We start from the raw sequence: 18,631 nt of genomic DNA, 5'->3' as shown, positions 1-18,631 counted from the left end.
TCCTTGTTCTCAGGGGTGGTGCGGTATGCGGTGGGTGGGCCGCAGCCGCCGGGGGGCGCCGGCTGCGGCCCCAGGGGGCCGCCTCGCAACGCGAGGCGGCCGCATCGGGCATCAGGGCAGCAGGACGGCCTTGCCCCGGTTGCGGTGGGCTTCCAGGTCGGTGTGGGCCCGCGCCGCTTCCGCCAGCGGGTAGGTGCGCCAGACCGGCACCGTGAGCTTGCCGTCGGCGACCATCCGCACCAGCTCCGGCAGGGGGTCCCCGGCCCGGTCGGCAGCGCCCGCGCTGAAGCGGACGCCGTGCTGCGCGGCGGACAGGTCGGCGATGGTGACGACGCGCGCGGCGTCCCCGGTCAGGGCGACGGAGTCGGCGAGCACCCCGGCGCCGGAGGCGTCGAGGACGGAGTCGACTCCCTGGGGAGCTGCGGCCCGCACGCGCTCCGGCCAGCCGTCGCCGTAGCGGACAGCGGTGGCTCCGAGCGCGGTGAGGCGTTCGTCGTCGTGCTCGCCGACCGTTCCGATGACGGTGATGCCGCGGGCCACGGCCAGCTGCACGGCGATGACGCCCACGCTGCCGGCGGCGCCGTGGATCAGCAGGGTCCCGCCCGCCGGCACACCCACCTCGCCGAGGACACGGAACGCGGTCCGGCCGACGGTGACCAGTGAGGCGGCGACCTCCCAGGACAGGGCCGCGGGCTTGGCCACCGCCCGGTCGAGCAGGGCGTATTCGCGGTAGCTGCCGCCGGCCGTGGCACCGAGGACCTCGTCCCCGACGGCCGCCTCGGCCCCCTCGCCGACCGCGTCGACGACACCGGCCGCGTCCAGGCCGGGAATCACGGGGAAGTGCGCGGGGACCTTGCCGGCCATCAGGCCGGACCGGATCTTCATGTCGAGAGGGTTCACGGAGGCCGCCCTCACCCGGATCCGGACCTGGCCCGGGCCCGGCTCCGGTGTGGCGAGTGCTGACAGCTGCAGCACGTCGGGGGCGCCGTATGCGGAAAAGGTGATCGCTGTGGACATCAGAACTCCCGAAGCGGTGGGGAAACCCCGGTCAGGCGGTAAGGGTGGGGTAGTCGGTGTAGCCGCGGTGGTCGCCGCCGTAGAAGGTGGCCTTGTCCGGGGTGTTGAACGGACCACCGGCGGCCAGGCGGGCCGGGAGGTCGGGGTTGGCCAGGAACAGCGCCCCGTAGGCCACCATGTCCGCGCTGCCGTCCTCGACCAGCTTCAGCGCGTCCGGACCGGTGGCGTCCGGGTAGGTGAACGGGTTGAGGACGAACGTGCCGGGCCAGGCCTTGCGCAGCCGCGCGGTCAGGGAGCGGTCCGGGCCCTCCATCAGGTGCAGATAGGCGAGGTCCAGGGCGGCGAGCCGGTCCAGCAGCGCCGCGTAGACCTCGGTCGGGTCGTCCTCGGCGATGTCGTTGTAGAGGTTCCCGGGCGAGATCCGCAGGCCCACCCGGTGGCCGCCGATCGCCTCGGCCACGGCGGTGACGACCTCCACCGCGAACCGGATCCGGCCCTCGGTGCCGGCGCCCCAGGCGTCGGTGCGCAGGTTGGTGTTGGGCGCCAGGAACTGGTGGATCAGGTAGCCGTTGGCACCGTGGAGTTCCACGCCGTCGAAACCGGCCTCGATCGCGTTGCGGGCCGCGTCGGCGAAGTCGGCGATGGTCTGCCGGATCTCCGCCTCGGTCAGCTCCTCGGGCGTCACGAACTCCTTCGGGCCCTGATGGGTGTAGACCTGCCCCTTGGCGGCCACCGCTGACGGCGCGACCGGCACCAGGCCGTCGGGCAGCAGAACGGGGTGGCCGATCCGGCCGGTGTGCATCAGCTGGGCGAAGATCGCACCGCCTTCACGGTGCACGGCGTCGGTCACCGTCCGCCACGCCTGGACCTGGCCGGGGGTGTGCAGGCCGGGGGTGTCGGGGTAGCCCTGGCCGACCGGCGACGGCTGGATGCCCTCCGTGACCAGCAGCCCTGCGCTGGCGCGCTGCGCGTAGTACGTCGCCATCAGCTCGGTCGGCTCGGCGCCGGGCCCGAAAGCACGGCTGCGGGTCATCGGCGCCATGACGACGCGGCTGGTCAGGCGCTTGCCGCCCAGGTCGATGGGATCAAAAGCAGTGGTCATGATCTCTTCCTCTGGATAAGTGACGCTCTGCGGCTCAGGCGCTCCGCCGCTCGCAGCGACAGATACCTGCCCGGACAAGTAAATCACCTGTCCGAACAGGCAACTCCCCTGCAGTCATTCCCGAGGCCCACCGTGAAGCACGCCACATCCGCCATTCGGCCATGCCCCAGCGGGGTTCCAGTGGACTCCACGAGGAGGAATGACGGGGACGTAGACTCAGACTGTTCAGGCAGGTAAGTGAGGAAGAGATGACGCAGTCCACACCGGAGGCCGGGTGGGGTTCCACGGGACCGGGACACGAGGCCACCGTCCCGGTACCGGGCGCGGCCGGCAGCGGTCCGATCAGCCACGCGATCTTCCGCCTGGCCCGGCTGCACCGCATGTTCGCGGGACAGCTCCTGCGCCGCACCGGTCTCCACCCGGGCCAGGAGCTGGTCATGATGCACCTGTGGGAACTCGGCGCACAGCGCCAGACGGACCTGGTGCGCCTGATGGACTCCGACGCCGCCACCATGACGCGTACCGTCCGGCGCCTGGAGCAGGCCGGCTTCGTCCGACGCCGCCCCTCACTCGCCGACAAGCGCGCGTCACTCATCGAACCCACCGCCGCCAGCCATGCCCTGCGCCGTGAGGTCGAGCAGAGCTGGGGCCGGCTCGAGGACCTGGTGGCCGCGGACCTCTCCGCCGACGAGCGCACCGCGGCCCTGCACACCCTGGAACACCTGGAACGCAACCTCGTACAGGCCGCCGCCGGTCCCCCGTGTGCGGACAAGGAGCATGACCGTCTCGACGGCGGCCAGGGGCCGACCGACGGACGGACCTGATGTCACGCTCAACGCACGCCCCGGCACTGCGGGACACGGACGCTGGCACCGTTCCGGCGTGACACAACCAACTCCCCGCACCTCCCTGGGCACTGACGGCGTCTGCCACCTCGCATGAGCCGTCCACGCGACGGCCCCTCCGCTCGGCTCCCGGCAGTCGCCTGCTCAGGGACCGGAGGCAGCAGTTCCCTCACTCTCGCGGCACCGTGCGGTTCCCGGGCAGGGGAGAACTACGTGGATCACTACCTGTTCGGTACCTGTTCCGTGTCCCGAGCCGCACGCCGCGGCAGAGGCGAAGCCCTCGTCGGGCTCCTCGGCCTCGCCGGCTGGCTGATGTGGGTGGTCCGGCTCGTGGTGTACGGCATCACCCTGATGGGGCAGGCCCCGGGCGCTCCGGCCCGGAGGCGCCCCAGTGACCAGGCGAGCGCTGCCCCTGCCTGAAGCTGCAAGCGGGCGGTTGCTGGGCTTTCGACGGTACGCCCACCACCGCACCGCCGATCGAACGCGGTCGAAGCCTGCTCCGTCAGGGCCCTCCGGTCGCCCGCATCGCCCGGTCCGCATTCCATGGCCGCAACGATGTCCGGGCCCTGCCGGCGCCCTGCGCAATCCCGTGCGTCGAGGATATGGACGCCCTTCTGTGGTTGCCCACTGAACGACCACAGTCGGTATCGGGTCCGAGGAATCCTGCACATCGGGCCTCGGGCACATAATGGGACGTCAACATAATTCCTGTGTCAGGCACTTCGAAAGCGATAGGGTCGACGGAATCGCCAGGGATGCCAGTGGCGTGGTACGCGATGGCGTTATTTCCTGTGCTGTCGGGCTCGGTCCGGCGCGCATTCCGCGTCGTGCCCACGTGCCAGTACCCTGCTCATCCGCTATTCCCCGATGAGGTGGAAATGCCTGCGCAAGAGGCCTTCAGTCAGGACGGGTACGACCCGCACTCGATGATCGACACATGGATCCGGGTCTGGGAGGAACGGCGGGTGTTCGAGGCGCGGGGCCTCACCGCCGGCGAGGAGGACGGGCCGCGGCGCTCCTTACTGGTCAGCATGTACCCGTATCCCTCCGGTGATCTGCACATGGGGCACGCCGAGGTGTACTCGATGAGCGATGCCGCCGCCCGGTTCGCCCGGCTGCGCGGCGACAACGTTCTGAACCCGATCGGCTGGGATTCCTTCGGGCTGCCGGCGGAGAATGCCGCCCTCAAGCGCGATCTGGACCCACGGGACTGGACCTACGGCAATATCGATGTGCAGGCGGAATCGTTCCGTCGGCTGGGGGTCTCCTTCGACTGGCGCACTCGGCTGCACACATCGGACCCCGAGTACTACCGCTGGAACCAGTGGCTGTTCCTGCGCCTGCTGGAGAAGGGGCTCGCCTACCGCAAGTCCGCGGGGGTCAACTGGTGCCCGGTCGACAAGACCGTGCTCGCCAACGAGCAGGTGCTCCAGGGGAAGTGCGAGCGGTGCGCAACCGATGTCGTCCCCCGTGAGCTGACCCAGTGGTTCTTCCGCACCACGCAGTACGCGCAACGGCTGCTGGATGACATGGCCGAGCTCGAGGGCAAGTGGCCGGACGAGATCCTGGCCATGCAGCGCAACTGGATCGGCCGCTCCGAAGGGGCATACGTGGACTTCACGGTCGAGGGCCGCGATGAACCCGTACGGGTCTTCACCACCCGGCCGGACACCCTGTACGGCGCCACCTTCTTCGTGGTGGCCGCCGACTCCCCGCTGGCGGCCGAGCTGTGCGCGCCCGAGCAGCGTGCCGCGTTCGAGGAGTACCTGCGGGAGGTCCGCACGCGGAGCGACGTCGAGCGGCTGGCCACGGACCGCCCCAAGACCGGCGTCGCCCTGAACCGCTACGCGGTGAACCCGGTCAACGGCGCGAAGATCCCGGTCTACGCCGCCGAGTACGTGCTCCCCGATTACGGCACCGGTGCGGTCATGGCAGTGCCGGCGCACGACCAGCGGGACCTGGATTTCGCCACGGCGATGGGTCTCCCGGTGACCGTGGTCGTGGAAACCGGCGAGCCGCACCCCGTCGAGACCGGCGTTGCCACCACTGGGGACGGCACGCTGGTCGATTCCGGTGCCTTCGACGGCCTGGGCAAGCAGAACGCCATCGCCTCCGTCACCGCAGAGCTGGCCGGGCGCGGTGCGGGCGAGGGGGCGGTGAACTATCGGCTGCGCGACTGGCTGCTGTCCCGGCAGCGCTACTGGGGCACGCCGATCCCGGTCATCCACTGTTCGGCCTGCGGTGAAGTACCGGTGCCCGACGATCAGTTGCCGGTACGGCTGCCGGAGACCGGATACGAGCTCCGCCCGGACAGCGGAGTGTCCCCGCTGGGCAGCGCCACCGAGTGGAAGCGCGTGCCGTGTCCGGCCTGCGGCGGGGACGCGGAACGGGACACCGACACGATGGACACGTTCGTCGACTCGTCCTGGTACTTCCTGCGGTACCCGAACCCGGACTACACCGACGGGCCGTTCGACCCGGAGGGTGTGCGGCGGTGGCTGCCCGTCGACGAGTACATCGGCGGCAAGGAGCACGCCACCGGGCACCTGATGTATGCCCGGTTCATCACCAAGGTTCTCCACGACCTCGGCCTGGTGCCCTTCGTCGAACCGTTCACCCGGCTGGCCAACCAGGGTCAAGTGATCATGGATGGCAAGGCGATGAGCAAGAGCCTGGGCAACCTGGTCGACCTCCAGGACCAGATCGCCCGCTACGGGCCGGACGCCGTGCGGGTCACCATGCTGTTCGCCGGCCCGCCCGAGGACGACATCGACTGGGCGGACGTCTCCCCGACCGGCTCGGTGAAGTGGCTGGCCCGGGTGTGGCGGCTCTGCGGCGATGTCGTGCCCGCGGACCGGCAGACGGCCGGGCCGGGTGATCCGGAGGTCCGCACTCGGGTGCACCGGCTGGTGGACGAGACCACGCGCCTGATGGAGCGCAACCGCTTCAACGTGGCCATCGCCCGCCTGATGGAGCTGACGAGCGCGCTGCGCAAGGCCATCGACACCGGGCCCGGGGCGGCCGACCCCGCCGTACGCGAGGGCGCCGAGGGCCTCGCCCGCATGCTGTCCTGCGTCGCTCCGTTCACCGCGGAGGAGGCCTGGAAGCGCCTGGGCCGCGAGGCCTCGGTCATCGAGTACGGCTGGCCGGAGGCCGACCCCGGCCTGGTCGCGCAGCAGACGGTGACCTGCGTGGTGCAGGTCGCGGGCAAGGTCCGCGACCGCCTGGAGGTCACTCCCGCCATCGAAGAGGACGCGCTCCGCTCGCTGGCCCTGGCCTCGCAGAAGGTGGCGGAGGCCTTGGGCGGCAGGGAGGTGGGCCGGGTGATCGTCCGCGCGCCCGGTCTGGTGAACGTCGTACCGCGGAAGGACTGACGGGCTTCGCACTCCGCAGGGCCGGAGCGGGCCCTGCGGGGGGGCCGGTCCAGTGCGCTGGAGGCCGGCTCGGCTGTGGCTCGGTCGCGAAACGTCGCCGACGCACCGTGGCAGCTCCCACCACAGCGCCCGGAGCTGGGTGACAGCGCTCCTGGCTGGATTCCTGCCTGCCGTGTGTGACGGGAAAGCTGTGTCCCCTGCGGGTGCTGTTGTTCTAGTTTGAGCCCGCAGCACCGACTGTCATGGGAAGCCGAGCGGCCCGACCACATGCACGACAGGAGGATGCAACCTACAGCGCCCCGGGGGACCCATGAACACCCGCACGACCACTGCGACCGCAAGTCTCGTCGCCGCCGCCCTCCTGCTCACCGCCTGTACGGGCCTCTCCCGGACCGCCGCACCCGACGCCAAGGCCACTCCCGAGGGCGCCGGCACTTCCGGAGGAGCAAGCGCGAACTCCGCTTCCGGTTCGGCCGGCAGGTTCGAGGTCGGCGAGAACGCGCGCAATGGCAGCCTGGTCGTCAAGGTCCGCCGTGTGCATGAGGTCGACGCGATCGCTGTCGTCGGAGGCACGAAGAGCCCGGGTGCCGGAGCCCGGTACGTGGCCCTGGAGATCGTCGTCCACAACGGCACGAAAGCCGGCCTGGAGCTGACGTGCCCGCCGCACATCGCCGACAGCCTGGTCGACGATCAGGGCCGACGTTACGACGTGATCGACGGCTTGGACGGGATTCCGGGAAACCCGCAGTGCGACGAGCGTCTGCGGCCGGGCGCCAAGAGGGCGATGATGCTGGCCTACCGAGTTCCGAAGAGCGCAAAGATCGCTGCTTGGGAATTCGCCGACTCGGGCCGGGAACCCTCCACCGTCGCCCTCGCGAGCAGCGCCGCACAGTAGCCCGACTCCTGGAAAGCCGAACCCGGGCCCAGTTCACGCTGCGTCAGGCCGAGACGACGCCGGACGTGTCTCCAGTACCGGCGCCTCGCATGCGACTGCCCCACTGGGCCGATCGGCTCCCCCGGCATGGCCCAGGGCGGTGTCCGAGTCCGCTGATAGCGTGCCGCTTCCGCGCTGAAGGACCACGAGGGGACAGCAGTTATGCAGGAAGTGACGTGCCATGAGGTCAGTGGGGAGCGCATGGCCCGGGCGCTCGACGACATCGACGGACGGGCGTGGGGGCGGTGGCACCGGATGCGCTACGACACCCTGTCGCTCCGGAAGTTCGAGGAGATGCGTGATGAGCTCCTCGACCACGTCGCCGCCCGCTCCGCCGCGAATTCCCCGCTCGACGCGGCGTCACGCTCGGCGTTGCGGACGGCTGCGGAGTGTTCCCTCGGCGTGCTGAGCGTCGGCTGCTTCCCCGACGGCGATCAAGAGATCGCCCTTCCGCTCATCGGCGAGACGCTCAGCAGCGAGGACATCGCCTTCGGGCACGTCGTCGAGCAGGCTCCCACGGCCAGGACCTGGCTCGACGCATTCGAACTGTGCCTGGTCAGCGGCCTGGTGTGGGACTGGCAGCGGGTGATCGGTCTGCTGCTGCGGGGCGACTACGCGCCGGCGATCCATGACGGGGTCCCGTACTCGAAGCTGACCTCGGTGTCCGCGCCGGCGGACCTCGCGGCGATGGACGCCCTGTGCGGGTACGTGACCGAGGCGGCCGGGCACCTGCCCCGCGACTGGCCCACCGTGACCCTGCGCATGCCGGACGCGGACGAGCGCGCCGCGGCGGTCCGCGGGCTGGACGCGGCGGGCCCCTGACAGCGGACCAGCGACTGCTGCGTGAGCTCCTCGACGACGATCAGCACGCCTTCGAGCAGGCGCTCGTGACCCGGCTCGTCCAGCACGGGGAGGGCGTGGGAGCCGATCCGGACCCCAGGACCCTGCTGCCGGTCGGCGCCCTGGCCCTGGCCGCCCTCGCCGTCCAGGTCCACGGGTGGGAGCTGGGGGTCCGCTCCGGCTATCTGCCGCACGACCTGCTCGGTTCGCCGGATGCGCTGCAACGGGCGGCGGACGGCGGCACGAATCAGCTGGGTCTCTGGGTGGCCAAGTAGTCGGCCACCCGGAGCCGTGCCGCCGGCTCACCCACCGGCGGCACGCCACCGGCATCCTCGCGATGTCATGCCGGACGGGGGATGTAGGCGAGGCCGTGGGCGCCGGGCTCACCGCGCCGGGCGATGTCCAGGCGCGCCGCATCGCGCAGGGTCTCCAGGTCGACGATGTGGACGGTGGACGAGACGACGCAGGACACGTAGGCGAGCCGGCCGTCGGGCGACGACGTGATGGTCAGCGGGAGGTGCCCCACCTCGAGCGAACCCAGTCGTTCGCGGGTGTCGGCGGAGAACACCGTGAGGCGTCCCGGCGCGTGGTGTCCGAGCGGGGACGCCGAGTCGGACACCATGCGCGTCTCGCCCGCGAGCACCTTCCCCGTGGAGGTCAGGTGCACCGGCATGACGAGGCCCTCCGTGGGCAGGGTGCCGACGACGGAAGCCGTCCGGGCCTCGATGACCCGGATTCCCGTGGCAGGCCCCTCGCCGGGGGTGGCGGAGAAGGATCCGGCATAGGGCGCGGCGACGAAGGCGTGGGTGCCGTCGGCGGAGACGGCGAGCCCTTCGCTGCCCGGCACCTCGACCTTCGCGGTGAGGGTTCCCCGTTCGAGGTCGACGACGGATACGAACGGCGCCTCCTTGTTGGTGGCGTAACCCGTCCTGCCCGCCGGATCGATGGCGAACCAGTGCGGGCCGGGCGCGTCGGTGTCGATCCTGCCCAGGGGCCGGCGCGTCTCCGTGTCGAGCACCACGACGCCGCCGGACCGGTCCGCCGAGCCCTCCACGCTGACGTAGAGACGGCGGCGTGCCGTGTCCAGCGCCAGCCCGTGCGGCCCGTGTTCCGGGGCGAGGTCGACGACCTCGACGATGCGGCGCGTATCGGGGTCGATGGCGGTCAGTTCGGTCCGTCGGCCGCTGTTCGCGTGGTAGTAGCCCGAGTGGTACGCCGTCGTGCACCACAGCAGGCGCTGTGTCGGGTCGAAGCACAACTCGTGCGGCTCGGCGGGGACGTCCACAGAGCCGAGGTGCCGGTCGGAGGCGGCGTCGAAGAACGAGACCGTCGGCCCGCTCTGGCTGACCACGGCCAGGACGTCGCCCTCTCGGCCGACGCGGGGGGATTGCTGCACAGCGAACTCCTTGAACACACAGGGGTTTTGTCGCGCGTTGTCGCGGACGTGCCCACTCTCGGTCCGAGCGGATTGCGTAGCAATGCAAAGATGGGCAACCCATCATTGACTCAGGTGGAAATCTGCAGTTCAGGAGCGTCCATGGATCTCAACCTGCTGCGAACCCTGGACGCCCTGCTCCAGGAGCACAGCGTGACCCGCGCCGCGGAGCGGCTCGGCACGTCACCCGCCGCGGTCAGCCGTGCGCTGGCCCGGCTCCGTCGCGCCGTCGGTGACCCGCTGCTGGTCCGAGCAGGGCAGGGCATGGTCCCGACCCCCCGGGCCCTGGAACTCCGGGAGGAGGTCGGTGCGTTGCTGCGCGGCTGCGACAACGTGCTGCGGCCCGGGGCCGGTTTCGAGGCCGTGCACCTCCGGCGCACGTTCACGGTGCAGGCCAACGACCTGCTCCTGGCGGGGCTGGCCGGGACCCTGACCGAGCGGATCCACGAGGAGGCACCGCACGTGGACGTGGTCTTCCTGCCGGAAGCCCTGGAGGGCGGTCCCGCGCTGCGGCAGGGGTGGATCGACGTCGAGCTGGGCGTTCTCGGCCACCTGGACCCGGAGATCCGGACCCGGGCTCTGGTCGAGATGCCCCTGGTCGGCGTGGCCCGCAGCGGTCATCCTCTCTTCCGCGGGCGGATCGACGCCCGCCGCTTCGCCGCGGCCGACCACATCGGCGTCTCCCGGCTCGGCAAACGCCTCGGGCCCATCGACGGCGCACTCACGGAACTCGGGCTGCGGCGCCGGCTCCCGGTCGTCGTCCCCAGCCATACGAGCGCGATGATGCTCGCCCGGAACACCGACCTCGTGGCGCTCACCCTGGCCGACTGGCTCCCGGACACCATCTCCGCCCTGGGACTGCGCACCTTCCCCATCCCCCTCGACCTGGCACCCCTTCAACTCGGCATGGCCTGGCATCCCCGCAACGCGTCCGATCCGGGGCACCGCTGGTTCCGCGACCACGTGGCGGCCGCGGTCCTGGCGTCCTGACGACGGAACTGCCCCGGACCTCGACCATCGCGACGCGCCACCGGAGTCGGGGACATCGCGCGCCGGCCCGCTCGCGGCGCGACACCACGGCGCGGGGCTCTCCGACCCGTCCGGCTGTGCCGTCGGCCGACGCCGATGGTTCCCTCGCCGAGGCCGCGCGCGCTTCCTCCCGGTGAGGGCGGGAGCGCCATTGGTGCACGGAATCACACCGCGCCCGCTGCGTATACGCCGAAAGGGTGCGATTGACGCCACGGCGGCACGGGAACCCGTCGTGCCATGGCCGTCGATCACACCGTGGCGCCGGTGCTCGAAGCACTGGCCCGCTACCACGCATCCGGTGAGCTAGCCTTCACCCCGCCCGGTCACAAACAGGCACGCGGCGCCGACCCATGAGTACGGGAGGTGCTCGGCGACGCCGTGTTCTTCGGCGATCTGCTGGCCTCCGGCGGACTCGACGACCGCCGGACGGGCGGCCGGGTCCTCGAACGCGCCGAGGCCCTGATGGCGGACGCGGTCCGCGCCGAGCACACCTTCTTCTCCACCTGCGGCAGTTCCCTCTCGGTGAAGGCGGCCATGCTGTCGGTCGCCGGACCGCACGAGAAGCTGCTGGTGGGGCGGGACGCCCACAAATCGGTGGTGTCGGGGCTGATCCTCTCGGGTGTGTACCCCGTCTGGGTGGAGCCGCAGTGGGACGGCGAGCGCCATCTGGCCCATCCACCGTCCCCCGCGGCCTTCGAACGGGCCTTCACCGAGCATCCCGACGCCCGGGGAGCCCTGGTGACCAGTCCGACGCCGTACGGGAGCGCCGCCGATCTGCGGGCCGTCGCGGACGTCTGTCACCGCCGGTCGCGCCCGCTCATCGTCGACGAGGCCTGGGGCGCCCACCTGCCGTTCCACCCGGATCTGCCGACCTGGGCCATGGACGCCGGGGCGGACGTCTGCGTCACGAGCATCCACAAGATGGGCAGCGGTCTGGAGCAGGGCTCCGTCTTCCACTTGCGCGGCGAGCTGATCGACCCGGCCGTGCTGAAGTCACGCGCCGACCTGCTCGGCACCACCAGCCCCTCCACCCTGTTGTATGCCGGGATGGACGGCTGGCGGCGGCAGATGGCTCTGGACGGCCGACGGCTGCTGAGCCGGGCCCTCGCCCTGGCGGCGGGCGTCCGGGCCGCCATCGAGGAGATCGACGGGCTGCACGTCAACGACCGAGCCGACTTCTGCGGGCCGGCGAGCGACTTCGACCCCCTCCCCGTCGTGATCGACCTCGCCGACCTGAACATCACCGGCTACCGCGCGGCCGACTGGCTGCGCGAACACCATCGCATCGACGCCCACCTGGTCGACCACCGCCGGATCAGCGCCCAGCTGACCCATGCCGACGACGACTCCACCGCCGAACTGCTGACCACCGCGCTCCGGAAGCTGTCCCAGCATGCGGAGGAGCTGCGTCCCGCCCCGCGAGTCGCCGTTCCCGAACCGCACGAACTGCAACTGGCACAGGTCTGTCTGCCGCGTGACACCTTCTTCGGTCCGGTCGAGGACGTCCTGGTCGAGGAGGCCGCCGGGCGGGTCGCCGCGGAGATGCTGACCCCGTACCCGCCGGGTATCCCGGCAGCGCTGCCGGGCGAGCGCCTCACGGATCCCGTTCTGCGGTATCTGAGCACCGGGGTGGACGCCGGAATGAACCTCCCCGACGCGGCGGATCCCGGCCTGCGCACCGTGCGGGTTCAGGCGGAGGGGTGACGCTGCGCCGACCCGTCCGCCGAGCGCTCCTCCCATTCGCCGACCGACGGCACACTCCCCCACAGCCGTACGAAGCGCTCGGCCTCCTCGCGCGACCGGGCACGAGGCAGCGGCGCGAAGGTGTCCGGCAGGACATCCAGCAGGCTCATCACCCGCTCCCCTGACCTCAGTTCGATCAACAGCTCACAGCGCAGGTGCCGCGGGAGCCCGGGCCGGTGCCGCAGGCTGTGCCAGATCGCCGGACACAGATGGTGCACACCGGCAGGCGCGGCATGGGCCGCCACCCACTCCGGCTTCAGTCGCTGACTCAGCGCGAAGGCCTGTGCCTCCTCCTCCAGGGCCAGCAGGGAGGCGGTGTCGATGACTTTCAGTTCACGGGGTGGGGCGGGGTCTCTCATGACGCCATGATCGACCCCAACGGCTCCGCTTCGTACGGCCATTACGGCCCTTCCGTCTGACGCAGCAGGACGGCACGACACAGCACGAGGGCGCGCATCGATCAGTGGAGGCCGAGATCGTTGGCGCACAGGTGGCCCCGGACAGGCGTCCGGGGCCCACGGCCAGGGCCAGCCTTGCCGGAAAGTACCAGGCCCGAGCCCGGGGCATGGTCACGTCGAAGGAGCCGGGGGCAGGATGGGCTCCGCTCTGCCCGCGCCCGATGCCCGCCGCTCGACGACCACCGCCCAATTCCCGCCGCCCGCCGCCCGCCGCCCGCCGTACGAGAGGCCCCTCCATGTTCGATGATGTCGACATCCGAGCCCTGTCCCAGCGTCCCGGAGTCAAGTGGCGCCGGGCGGCGGCTGATGTCCTGCCGGCCTGGATCGCGGAGATGGACTTTCCGCCGGCCCCGCCGATACGGGAGGCGCTGCTGCGGTGCGTGGACGAGGACCTCGGCTATCCGGCCTGGGACAGCGGCCCGGACGGCATGCCGCTGCGCACCGCCTTCGCCGAGCGGATGCTCGGCCGCCACGGCTTCGCGGTCGCCCCCGCCCACGTCAAGGAGTTCACCGACATCAACCAGGCGGTACAGGCGGTGCTGTCGGTGGCCACCGGGCCCGGTGACAGCGTGGCGGTGCACACCCCGACGTATCCGCCCTTCCTGCAGACCCTCGCCGAGATGGGCCGTCGCGTCCTGCCCGTTCCGTACACCGCGGACGCCGACAGCTGGACCTTCGATCCGGAACGGCTCGACACCGAGCTGGCGCGGAGCACGTGCCCGGTCCTCATCCTGGTCAACCCGCACAACCCGACCGGGCGGGCGCTGCGCCGGGAGGAGCTGACGGTGCTGGCGGAGCTGGCCGAACGGCACGATCTGCTGGTCGTCGCCGACGAGATCCACGCGGATCTGGTGCACGCGCCGCACCGGCACGTCCCCTTCGGCTCGATCGGTCCGGAAGCCGCCGCCCGCACCGTGACGCTGACCTCGGCCACCAAGGCGTTCAACGTGCCGGGCGTGCGGTGCGCGGTGGCGCACCTCGGCCCGCGCCGGGTCCGGGAGGCGCTGTCCCGTCCGTCGCGTCTGTACGGCGAACCGAACACCTTCGGTGTGGCGGCCACGCTGGCCGCCTGGCAGCAGGGCGACGCCTGGCTCGACGGGCTCCGACGGACCCTGGCCGAGAACATAGCGGTGCTCCGCAAGGAGCTGCCGCCCGGCGTCGAGTTCCGCGCCCCGGACGCCACCTTTCTCGCCTGGCTGGACTGCCGCGCCCTCGGCCTGGACCGCGACCCGGGTTCCTTCTTCCTCGAGGAAGCCCGGGTGCTGCTCAACGACGGGTCCGCCTTCGGGCCGGCCGGCGAGGGCTTCGTACGCCTCAACTTCGGGACGTCGGCGGCCAATCTGCGGGAGATCCTGCGCAGGATGACCGAGGCTGTGGGCTGACGAGGGCGCTGAGGGGGCGGCTGCCGACGGTTTCGGCGCTGCCTGCGGGGGACCGGAGCCGCGGGCAGCGCGTTCCGGTCAACCGGGTTCCGGCGCATCAGGATTCGGCCATCCAGCGCATGACATCGATGAGGAGAGCCGGACTACGCGCCGCATCCTCGGCGGTGTCACCGCCGAACAACATGCTGACCAGCACTCCCGCAGGCAGCCGCGGGTGGGTGAGGGCGGCGCCGGACGGTCTCCGCCACATCGTCGAGCAACGGGACCGCCGAGGCGCGGTCAGCCGGGGGTCGGTCGCGGCCCGAGCCGGTGGCGTGCCACGGCGTCAGTCCGGGCCGTGAGGTTCGGCTGTACCGGGCCGACCGCAACGTGTCCGCAACGCGTCCTGTGGTTCTCTGGGTTGTCCGAGTCCGTGGGCTAGGCTCCCGGCGGACGGTGTCCGCGCCGTGCCGAGTCCGGGCGGCGGGCCCGCCCGAAGCGGTCACGGGCCCTGAGTCGACAGGCATCCCAGCAGGTCGGAGGAGTGACGATGAGCGAATCGGCGGAGAGCCGGGAACCATCCTCCCCAGCACCTCACCAGCCACCCGCCTCCCCCGCGGCAGCACCCGCCGTACGGGAGTCCGCCCCACCGGTAGCCGCTCCACCGGTAGGCGCTCCACCGGCATGTGCGCCTCCCGGAATCCCACCGTCGGCCGGTCCGCACGGAGCCCCGGCCGTGGAGCTCACTGAAGCCGCCGCCGTCCTGTTGCGGCAGTTGCGGGCGACGCACGGGCCGCTGATGTTCCACCAGTCCGGCGGCTGCTGTGACGGCAGTGCCCCCATGTGCTATCCGGCCGGCGAGTTCCGCACCGGCGCCTCCGATGTGCTGCTCGCCGACCTGGCGGTCGACGGGGTGGCCGAGCCGGTGTCGTTCTGGATGTCGTCCAGCCAGTACGAGCGCTGGAGCCACACCCGGCTCATCGTCGACGTGGTGCCGGGGCGCGGCAGCGGCTTCTCCCTCGAAGCGCCGGAGGGTGTGCGGTTCCTGATCCGGTCCCGGCTGGTCCAGGAGCCGCCCGCCTAGCCGAAAGTCTCGGCGCGGCCCCGTCGCCGCTTCCCGGCCGTCCCCCTTCGGACGCATGTCCGACAGGCGTCATATCCCCTGCTTCGTGGGACAGTTGAAGCGACCTCAGGGGGCACTGTGACGCGACACGGCAGCCGGTTACGCACAGCACTGACGGTACTGATCGCCTGGGGCGCACTGGTCGCCCCCGGCCTGGCGGGTTCGCCCGCCGCTGCGGGGACCTCCGCCGCGCCCCGGTACGGCCCGGTGATGCGGGTGGCGTCCGGTGTGACCTACCGGGAGTTCTCCGTCGCGGGCTCCCAGGGCACGGCGCGCGGCCATCTGCTCACCGTCGACCTGCGGGACCGCCGGGTGTCCCTGGATCTTCTGCACCCCGGCGCCGTGGGGGCCCGCGCTCCCCTGTCGCGCCTGGCGGACGCGCGCGGCGCTGTGGGGGGTGTCAACGGCGACTTCTTCAACATCTCCGAGACCCAGCACCCCGGGGTGGAGCCGACGTTCGCCGCGGTCGGCCCCGCGGTGGCCGCGGGGCGCGTGTGGAAGGCCGCCGTGCCGGACGGCCAGCGCTTCGGCCCCGCGCTGCCGCCCGGCACGACCACCGAGGACGTCCTCGGCATGGGCGCCGACCGGCGGGTGCGGCTCGGCCGGCTGGCCCTGCGGGGCACGGTGACCACCCGGCTGGGCCGGCTGCGGCTGCGGGGCCTCAACCAGTACGCGCTGCCCGTCGGCGGAGTGGGGGCCTTCACCCCGGCCTGGGGCAGCGTCTCCCGGGTCCGGGCGGTCTGCGGCACCGACACCGACCGGGCGGCGCCGTGCAGCACCGACACCCATGAGGTGACGGTGCTTCGCGGGCGGGTCGCGCGTACCGCGGGCGCGCCGGGCAGCGGACCGGTCGCCCGGGACACGGTCGTACTGGTCGGCCGGGAGGCCGGGGCGCAGGCCCTGCGCGCGCTGCGGATCGGGGACCGGATCGGGGTGCGGTACGGGCTGGCGACCGGGGCGCCGGTCCCGTACCGGTTCGCGGTCGGCGGCTTCCCCGTCCTGCGGAACGGGGTCCCCCTGGACGGTCTGGACGACCGGACCGCCGCCATCCGGTCGGCCGCCGGGGCCGACGCCGCCGGGCGGCTGGTCCAGCTGCTGGCACTGGACGGCACGGTGGAGCACCGGCCGGGACTGACCATCGCCGAACTGGCGCGACTGATGCGGGTGTTGGGGTCCGAGAACGCCATCAACCTGGACGGCGGCGGTTCGTCCACCCTGGCACTGCGGGAGCCGGGCGCGTCGGGGGTGACCGTGCGGAACCATCCGTCCGGCGGGGTGGAACGGCTCATCCCCGAGGGCATCGGGGTGTTCGCCCTCGGGTGAGCGGTCCGGGGACACGGGGCCAGGCCAGGGCGGGACCCGCTGCGCTCTCTCCGACGGGCGACGGGCGACGGGCCGTTCGTCCGTCGGCCGTATCTGTCGTCTGTTCGCCCCTGATCCGTCATCCGTCGGCAGGGAGAGCGGACGGGGCGTCCCGAAGCCCAGGGGGCAGGACAAGAAGACCGAAGGACGGGTCAGGGGCGGACGCTGCTGACGACGTCCGCCGTCGCCGCGAGGCCGTCCGACAGGGTCGGCGCGATGCTGGAACCGGCGAGGTAGAAGCCCAGCAGCACACACACCAGGGCGTGCGAGAACCGCAGTGATCCGCTGCGCAGAAACACCACGATCAGGATCAGGAGCAAGAGGACCACTGAGATCGAAATGGCCATGGCGAACCTCCTCGGCCGCGGGGACGGAGCCGCGATCGGCCCAAAGTGTGGCCTATCGTCCGCCGCGTCCCGGCCATTCGGGCGCTCCCGAACGGGTGATGACTGCCCGTCACTCCCAGGCGCGGTCGAAGGTGCTGAGGAACCGCTCGAGTCCTGCCAGGTCATCGGTGTTGATGTGGTCGACGCCGGCGGCGACGAGTTCGTGCCACAGGGCGTCGCGTTCGCGCCCCGGCGCGTCGGGAGTTCCCCAGAAGCGGACGCGCCGGCCGTGGGCGTGGGCCTCGTCCACGATGTCGCGGAGCTGCGCCCGCTCGTCGGCGGGCATCGCACCCTCGCCCGTCCAGTCGAAGGTGGACGCCCAGTCGGCGCTGATGAGGGAGAGGAACGCGGCGGGGGCCCGCGTACCGAGGTCGTCGAGCCGGCCGTCGTAGAAGGCGTAGCGGTGGCGCTGGGCCTCCATGGGCGCGCGCACCGCGCGGTCGCCGGAGACGACCGGGGTGACCGCTCCGATGCGGGCCTTGCCGCCGGAGGCGGAGCTGAGGATCGAGCGGTAGCGGCGCAGCCGGCGGTGGAGTTCCCGGTAGGCGGCGGCACCGGAGTTCTTGATGTCGACGAGGAGCTGGAGGGACGCGGTGTGCCCGGCGTAGACGGAACCGTGCTGGGCGGTGACCCGCCGCAGGAGCGGTTCGAGGTAGAGCGACTCCAGCGTGCGGTCGGGGTGGAGGTCGTCCCGCTCGTGTCCCACGAGCAGCTCGCCGCCGACGAGCCAGACATCGGCCTCGACACTGGTGAAGCGGTGCCGGAGGGCGTCGGCGAGGGGGTGCTCGTGCTCGTAGTCGTTGTGGGCGTGGGCGCGGCGCAGGGGGACGCGGGAGGATCCGGAGTCCTCCGCGGCCACGGGCCGGGCCGCGGCCGGAGCGCCGGCCTGCCGGGGGACGGAGGCCGTGGCCCGGGCCGGTACGGCACCTGCGAGGCCACCGGCCGCGGCTGCGCCCAGTGTGGCGACGACAGCGCGACGCGTGGGTCGGGACACGGAACACCTCCGGAGGAACGACGGCGCGGCACGGGCGGGGCGTCGGGGAGCCGCGGTGGGGCGTCCCCGAGTATCGGACCGAAGGTCCTCCAACGGGTGGATTCCGGCGCAGAGTTCGGCTGATGTTCGCCGGACCGGGGCTCTGCCGTCGATGCATACCGTCGGGGGACCTGGCGTCCCACCGTGGCATCCGGCGGTCCGGTTTCCGAATCCGGACAGCCGCCCCCACCAGTAGAAAATCCACCCTTGCGATGCGTTGTCACTTATGCCGGATTTGGCGGTTGAGTTCAGATGGGTAGCGAATGCCAGGTGATGCGGACCACATGGGAATGCGGGGAGGGGCACTGCTGGGGCGCGCGCATCCGAGTGTGCGAGCGAGCACCCTCGCGCCGGAGCGGCGGCTCCGGCGCGAGGGTTGGGGGCTGCGGGCGGGCGCGTCACGCCACCCTCAGGACTCCCCCGCCCGAGGGGAAGCGGATCACGTGTGCCACGTCACAGACCGAGGGCGTGACATCGGTCTCATCGGAGTCCCGGGCAGCATGGGGCATACCTCTCGACGGGCCGGGGTGCTCCTCGACGGACGTCCGCGGCGGGGGGGGGAGCCCCCCCCCCCCCGTCCCCCCCCCCC

Annotated in this window: 14 protein-coding genes and 2 pseudogenes; 10 read left to right on the top strand and 6 right to left on the bottom strand. The window is 71.8% G+C overall.

Features of this window, described 5'->3' with window-relative positions:
- Positions 1 to 111 precede the first annotated feature (111 nt).
- Both AC3EQ1_RS19270 and AC3EQ1_RS19265 read right to left on the bottom strand, forming a co-directional pair.
- Positions 112 to 1,017: an NADP-dependent oxidoreductase gene (locus AC3EQ1_RS19270; RefSeq protein ID WP_432095561.1), complete on the bottom strand. Its 906-nt coding sequence runs from the start codon at positions 1,015 to 1,017 to the stop codon at positions 112 to 114.
- A 31-nt stretch (positions 1,018 to 1,048) separates the two neighbouring features.
- Positions 1,049 to 2,119: an alkene reductase gene (locus AC3EQ1_RS19265; RefSeq protein WP_432095560.1), complete on the bottom strand. Its 1,071-nt coding sequence runs from the start codon at positions 2,117 to 2,119 to the stop codon at positions 1,049 to 1,051.
- 248 nt (positions 2,120 to 2,367) lie between these two features.
- Between AC3EQ1_RS19265 and AC3EQ1_RS19260 the strand changes: the two genes are divergently transcribed.
- The 5 genes and pseudogenes from AC3EQ1_RS19260 to AC3EQ1_RS19240 all read left to right on the top strand — a co-directional run bounded on the left by AC3EQ1_RS19260 (position 2,368) and on the right by AC3EQ1_RS19240 (position 8,387).
- On the top strand, positions 2,368 to 2,943 hold the full coding sequence (locus tag AC3EQ1_RS19260; protein ID WP_432095559.1) for a MarR family winged helix-turn-helix transcriptional regulator: 576 nt from the start codon (positions 2,368 to 2,370) through the stop codon (positions 2,941 to 2,943).
- Positions 2,944 to 3,177: 234 nt separating this feature from the next.
- Positions 3,178 to 3,384, top strand: coding sequence for a hypothetical protein (locus AC3EQ1_RS19255; protein ID WP_432095558.1), 207 nt, complete (start codon positions 3,178 to 3,180; stop codon positions 3,382 to 3,384).
- Between the two features lie 458 nt (positions 3,385 to 3,842).
- Positions 3,843 to 6,338 carry a leucine--tRNA ligase gene (gene leuS, locus AC3EQ1_RS19250; RefSeq protein WP_432095557.1) on the top strand — a complete coding sequence of 832 codons (2,496 nt, stop codon included), beginning with the start codon at positions 3,843 to 3,845 and terminating at the stop codon, positions 6,336 to 6,338.
- 310 nt (positions 6,339 to 6,648) lie between these two features.
- The gene (locus AC3EQ1_RS19245) at positions 6,649 to 7,233 is read left to right on the top strand and encodes a DUF4352 domain-containing protein (protein ID WP_432095556.1); all 585 of its coding nucleotides are present in this window, start codon (positions 6,649 to 6,651) and stop codon (positions 7,231 to 7,233) included.
- Positions 7,234 to 7,434: 201 nt separating this feature from the next.
- A pseudogene (locus tag AC3EQ1_RS19240) lies at positions 7,435 to 8,387 on the top strand (immunity 49 family protein).
- Between the two features lie 65 nt (positions 8,388 to 8,452).
- Here the strand turns inward: AC3EQ1_RS19240 and AC3EQ1_RS19235 are convergent.
- Positions 8,453 to 9,508 (bottom strand): YncE family protein, encoded by a 1,056-nt coding sequence (locus AC3EQ1_RS19235; protein ID WP_432095555.1) that lies wholly within the window; start codon positions 9,506 to 9,508, stop codon positions 8,453 to 8,455.
- A 141-nt stretch (positions 9,509 to 9,649) separates the two neighbouring features.
- Between AC3EQ1_RS19235 and AC3EQ1_RS19230 the strand changes: the two genes are divergently transcribed.
- Positions 9,650 to 10,537, top strand: coding sequence for a LysR family transcriptional regulator (locus tag AC3EQ1_RS19230; RefSeq protein WP_432095554.1), 888 nt, complete (start codon positions 9,650 to 9,652; stop codon positions 10,535 to 10,537).
- A 276-nt stretch (positions 10,538 to 10,813) separates the two neighbouring features.
- Positions 10,814 to 12,280, top strand: a pseudogene (locus tag AC3EQ1_RS19225) (aminotransferase class I/II-fold pyridoxal phosphate-dependent enzyme).
- Here AC3EQ1_RS19225 and AC3EQ1_RS19220 read toward each other — a convergent pair.
- Complete coding sequence (locus AC3EQ1_RS19220; protein WP_432095552.1) at positions 12,265 to 12,678, bottom strand: hypothetical protein; 414 nt, start codon at positions 12,676 to 12,678, stop codon at positions 12,265 to 12,267. The pseudogene AC3EQ1_RS19225 and the gene AC3EQ1_RS19220 overlap by 16 nt on opposite strands.
- Positions 12,679 to 13,013: 335 nt before the next feature.
- Here AC3EQ1_RS19220 and AC3EQ1_RS19215 point away from each other — a divergent pair, with 335 nt between their 5' ends.
- The 3 genes from AC3EQ1_RS19215 (at position 13,014) to AC3EQ1_RS19205 (ending at position 16,584) form a co-directional block, all read left to right on the top strand.
- Positions 13,014 to 14,159 carry a MalY/PatB family protein gene (locus tag AC3EQ1_RS19215; RefSeq protein ID WP_432095551.1) on the top strand — a complete coding sequence of 382 codons (1,146 nt, stop codon included), beginning with the start codon at positions 13,014 to 13,016 and terminating at the stop codon, positions 14,157 to 14,159.
- 715 nt (positions 14,160 to 14,874) lie between these two features.
- A complete protein-coding gene (locus tag AC3EQ1_RS19210) occupies positions 14,875 to 15,222 on the top strand; it encodes a DUF779 domain-containing protein (protein ID WP_432095550.1) in 348 nt (115 codons plus the stop codon).
- A gap of 117 nt (positions 15,223 to 15,339) precedes the next feature.
- Entirely contained in the window at positions 15,340 to 16,584 is a 1,245-nt protein-coding gene (locus tag AC3EQ1_RS19205) for a phosphodiester glycosidase family protein (RefSeq protein ID WP_432095549.1), read from the top strand.
- 191 nt (positions 16,585 to 16,775) lie between these two features.
- Here AC3EQ1_RS19205 and AC3EQ1_RS19200 read toward each other — a convergent pair whose 3' ends face one another.
- Both AC3EQ1_RS19200 and AC3EQ1_RS19195 read right to left on the bottom strand, forming a co-directional pair.
- A complete protein-coding gene (locus AC3EQ1_RS19200) occupies positions 16,776 to 16,970 on the bottom strand; it encodes a hypothetical protein (protein ID WP_432095548.1) in 195 nt (64 codons plus the stop codon).
- A gap of 109 nt (positions 16,971 to 17,079) precedes the next feature.
- Positions 17,080 to 18,003, bottom strand: a complete 924-nt coding sequence (locus AC3EQ1_RS19195; protein ID WP_432095547.1) for a phosphatidylinositol-specific phospholipase C/glycerophosphodiester phosphodiesterase family protein — start codon at positions 18,001 to 18,003, stop codon at positions 17,080 to 17,082.
- Between the last annotated feature and the right edge of the window lie 628 nt (positions 18,004 to 18,631).

The sequence above is a fragment of the Streptomyces sp. bgisy100 genome, from assembly GCF_057709105.1.
Note: the sequence above shows the minus strand (reverse complement) of the source record. Positions and strands in the feature narration are given on the sequence as shown.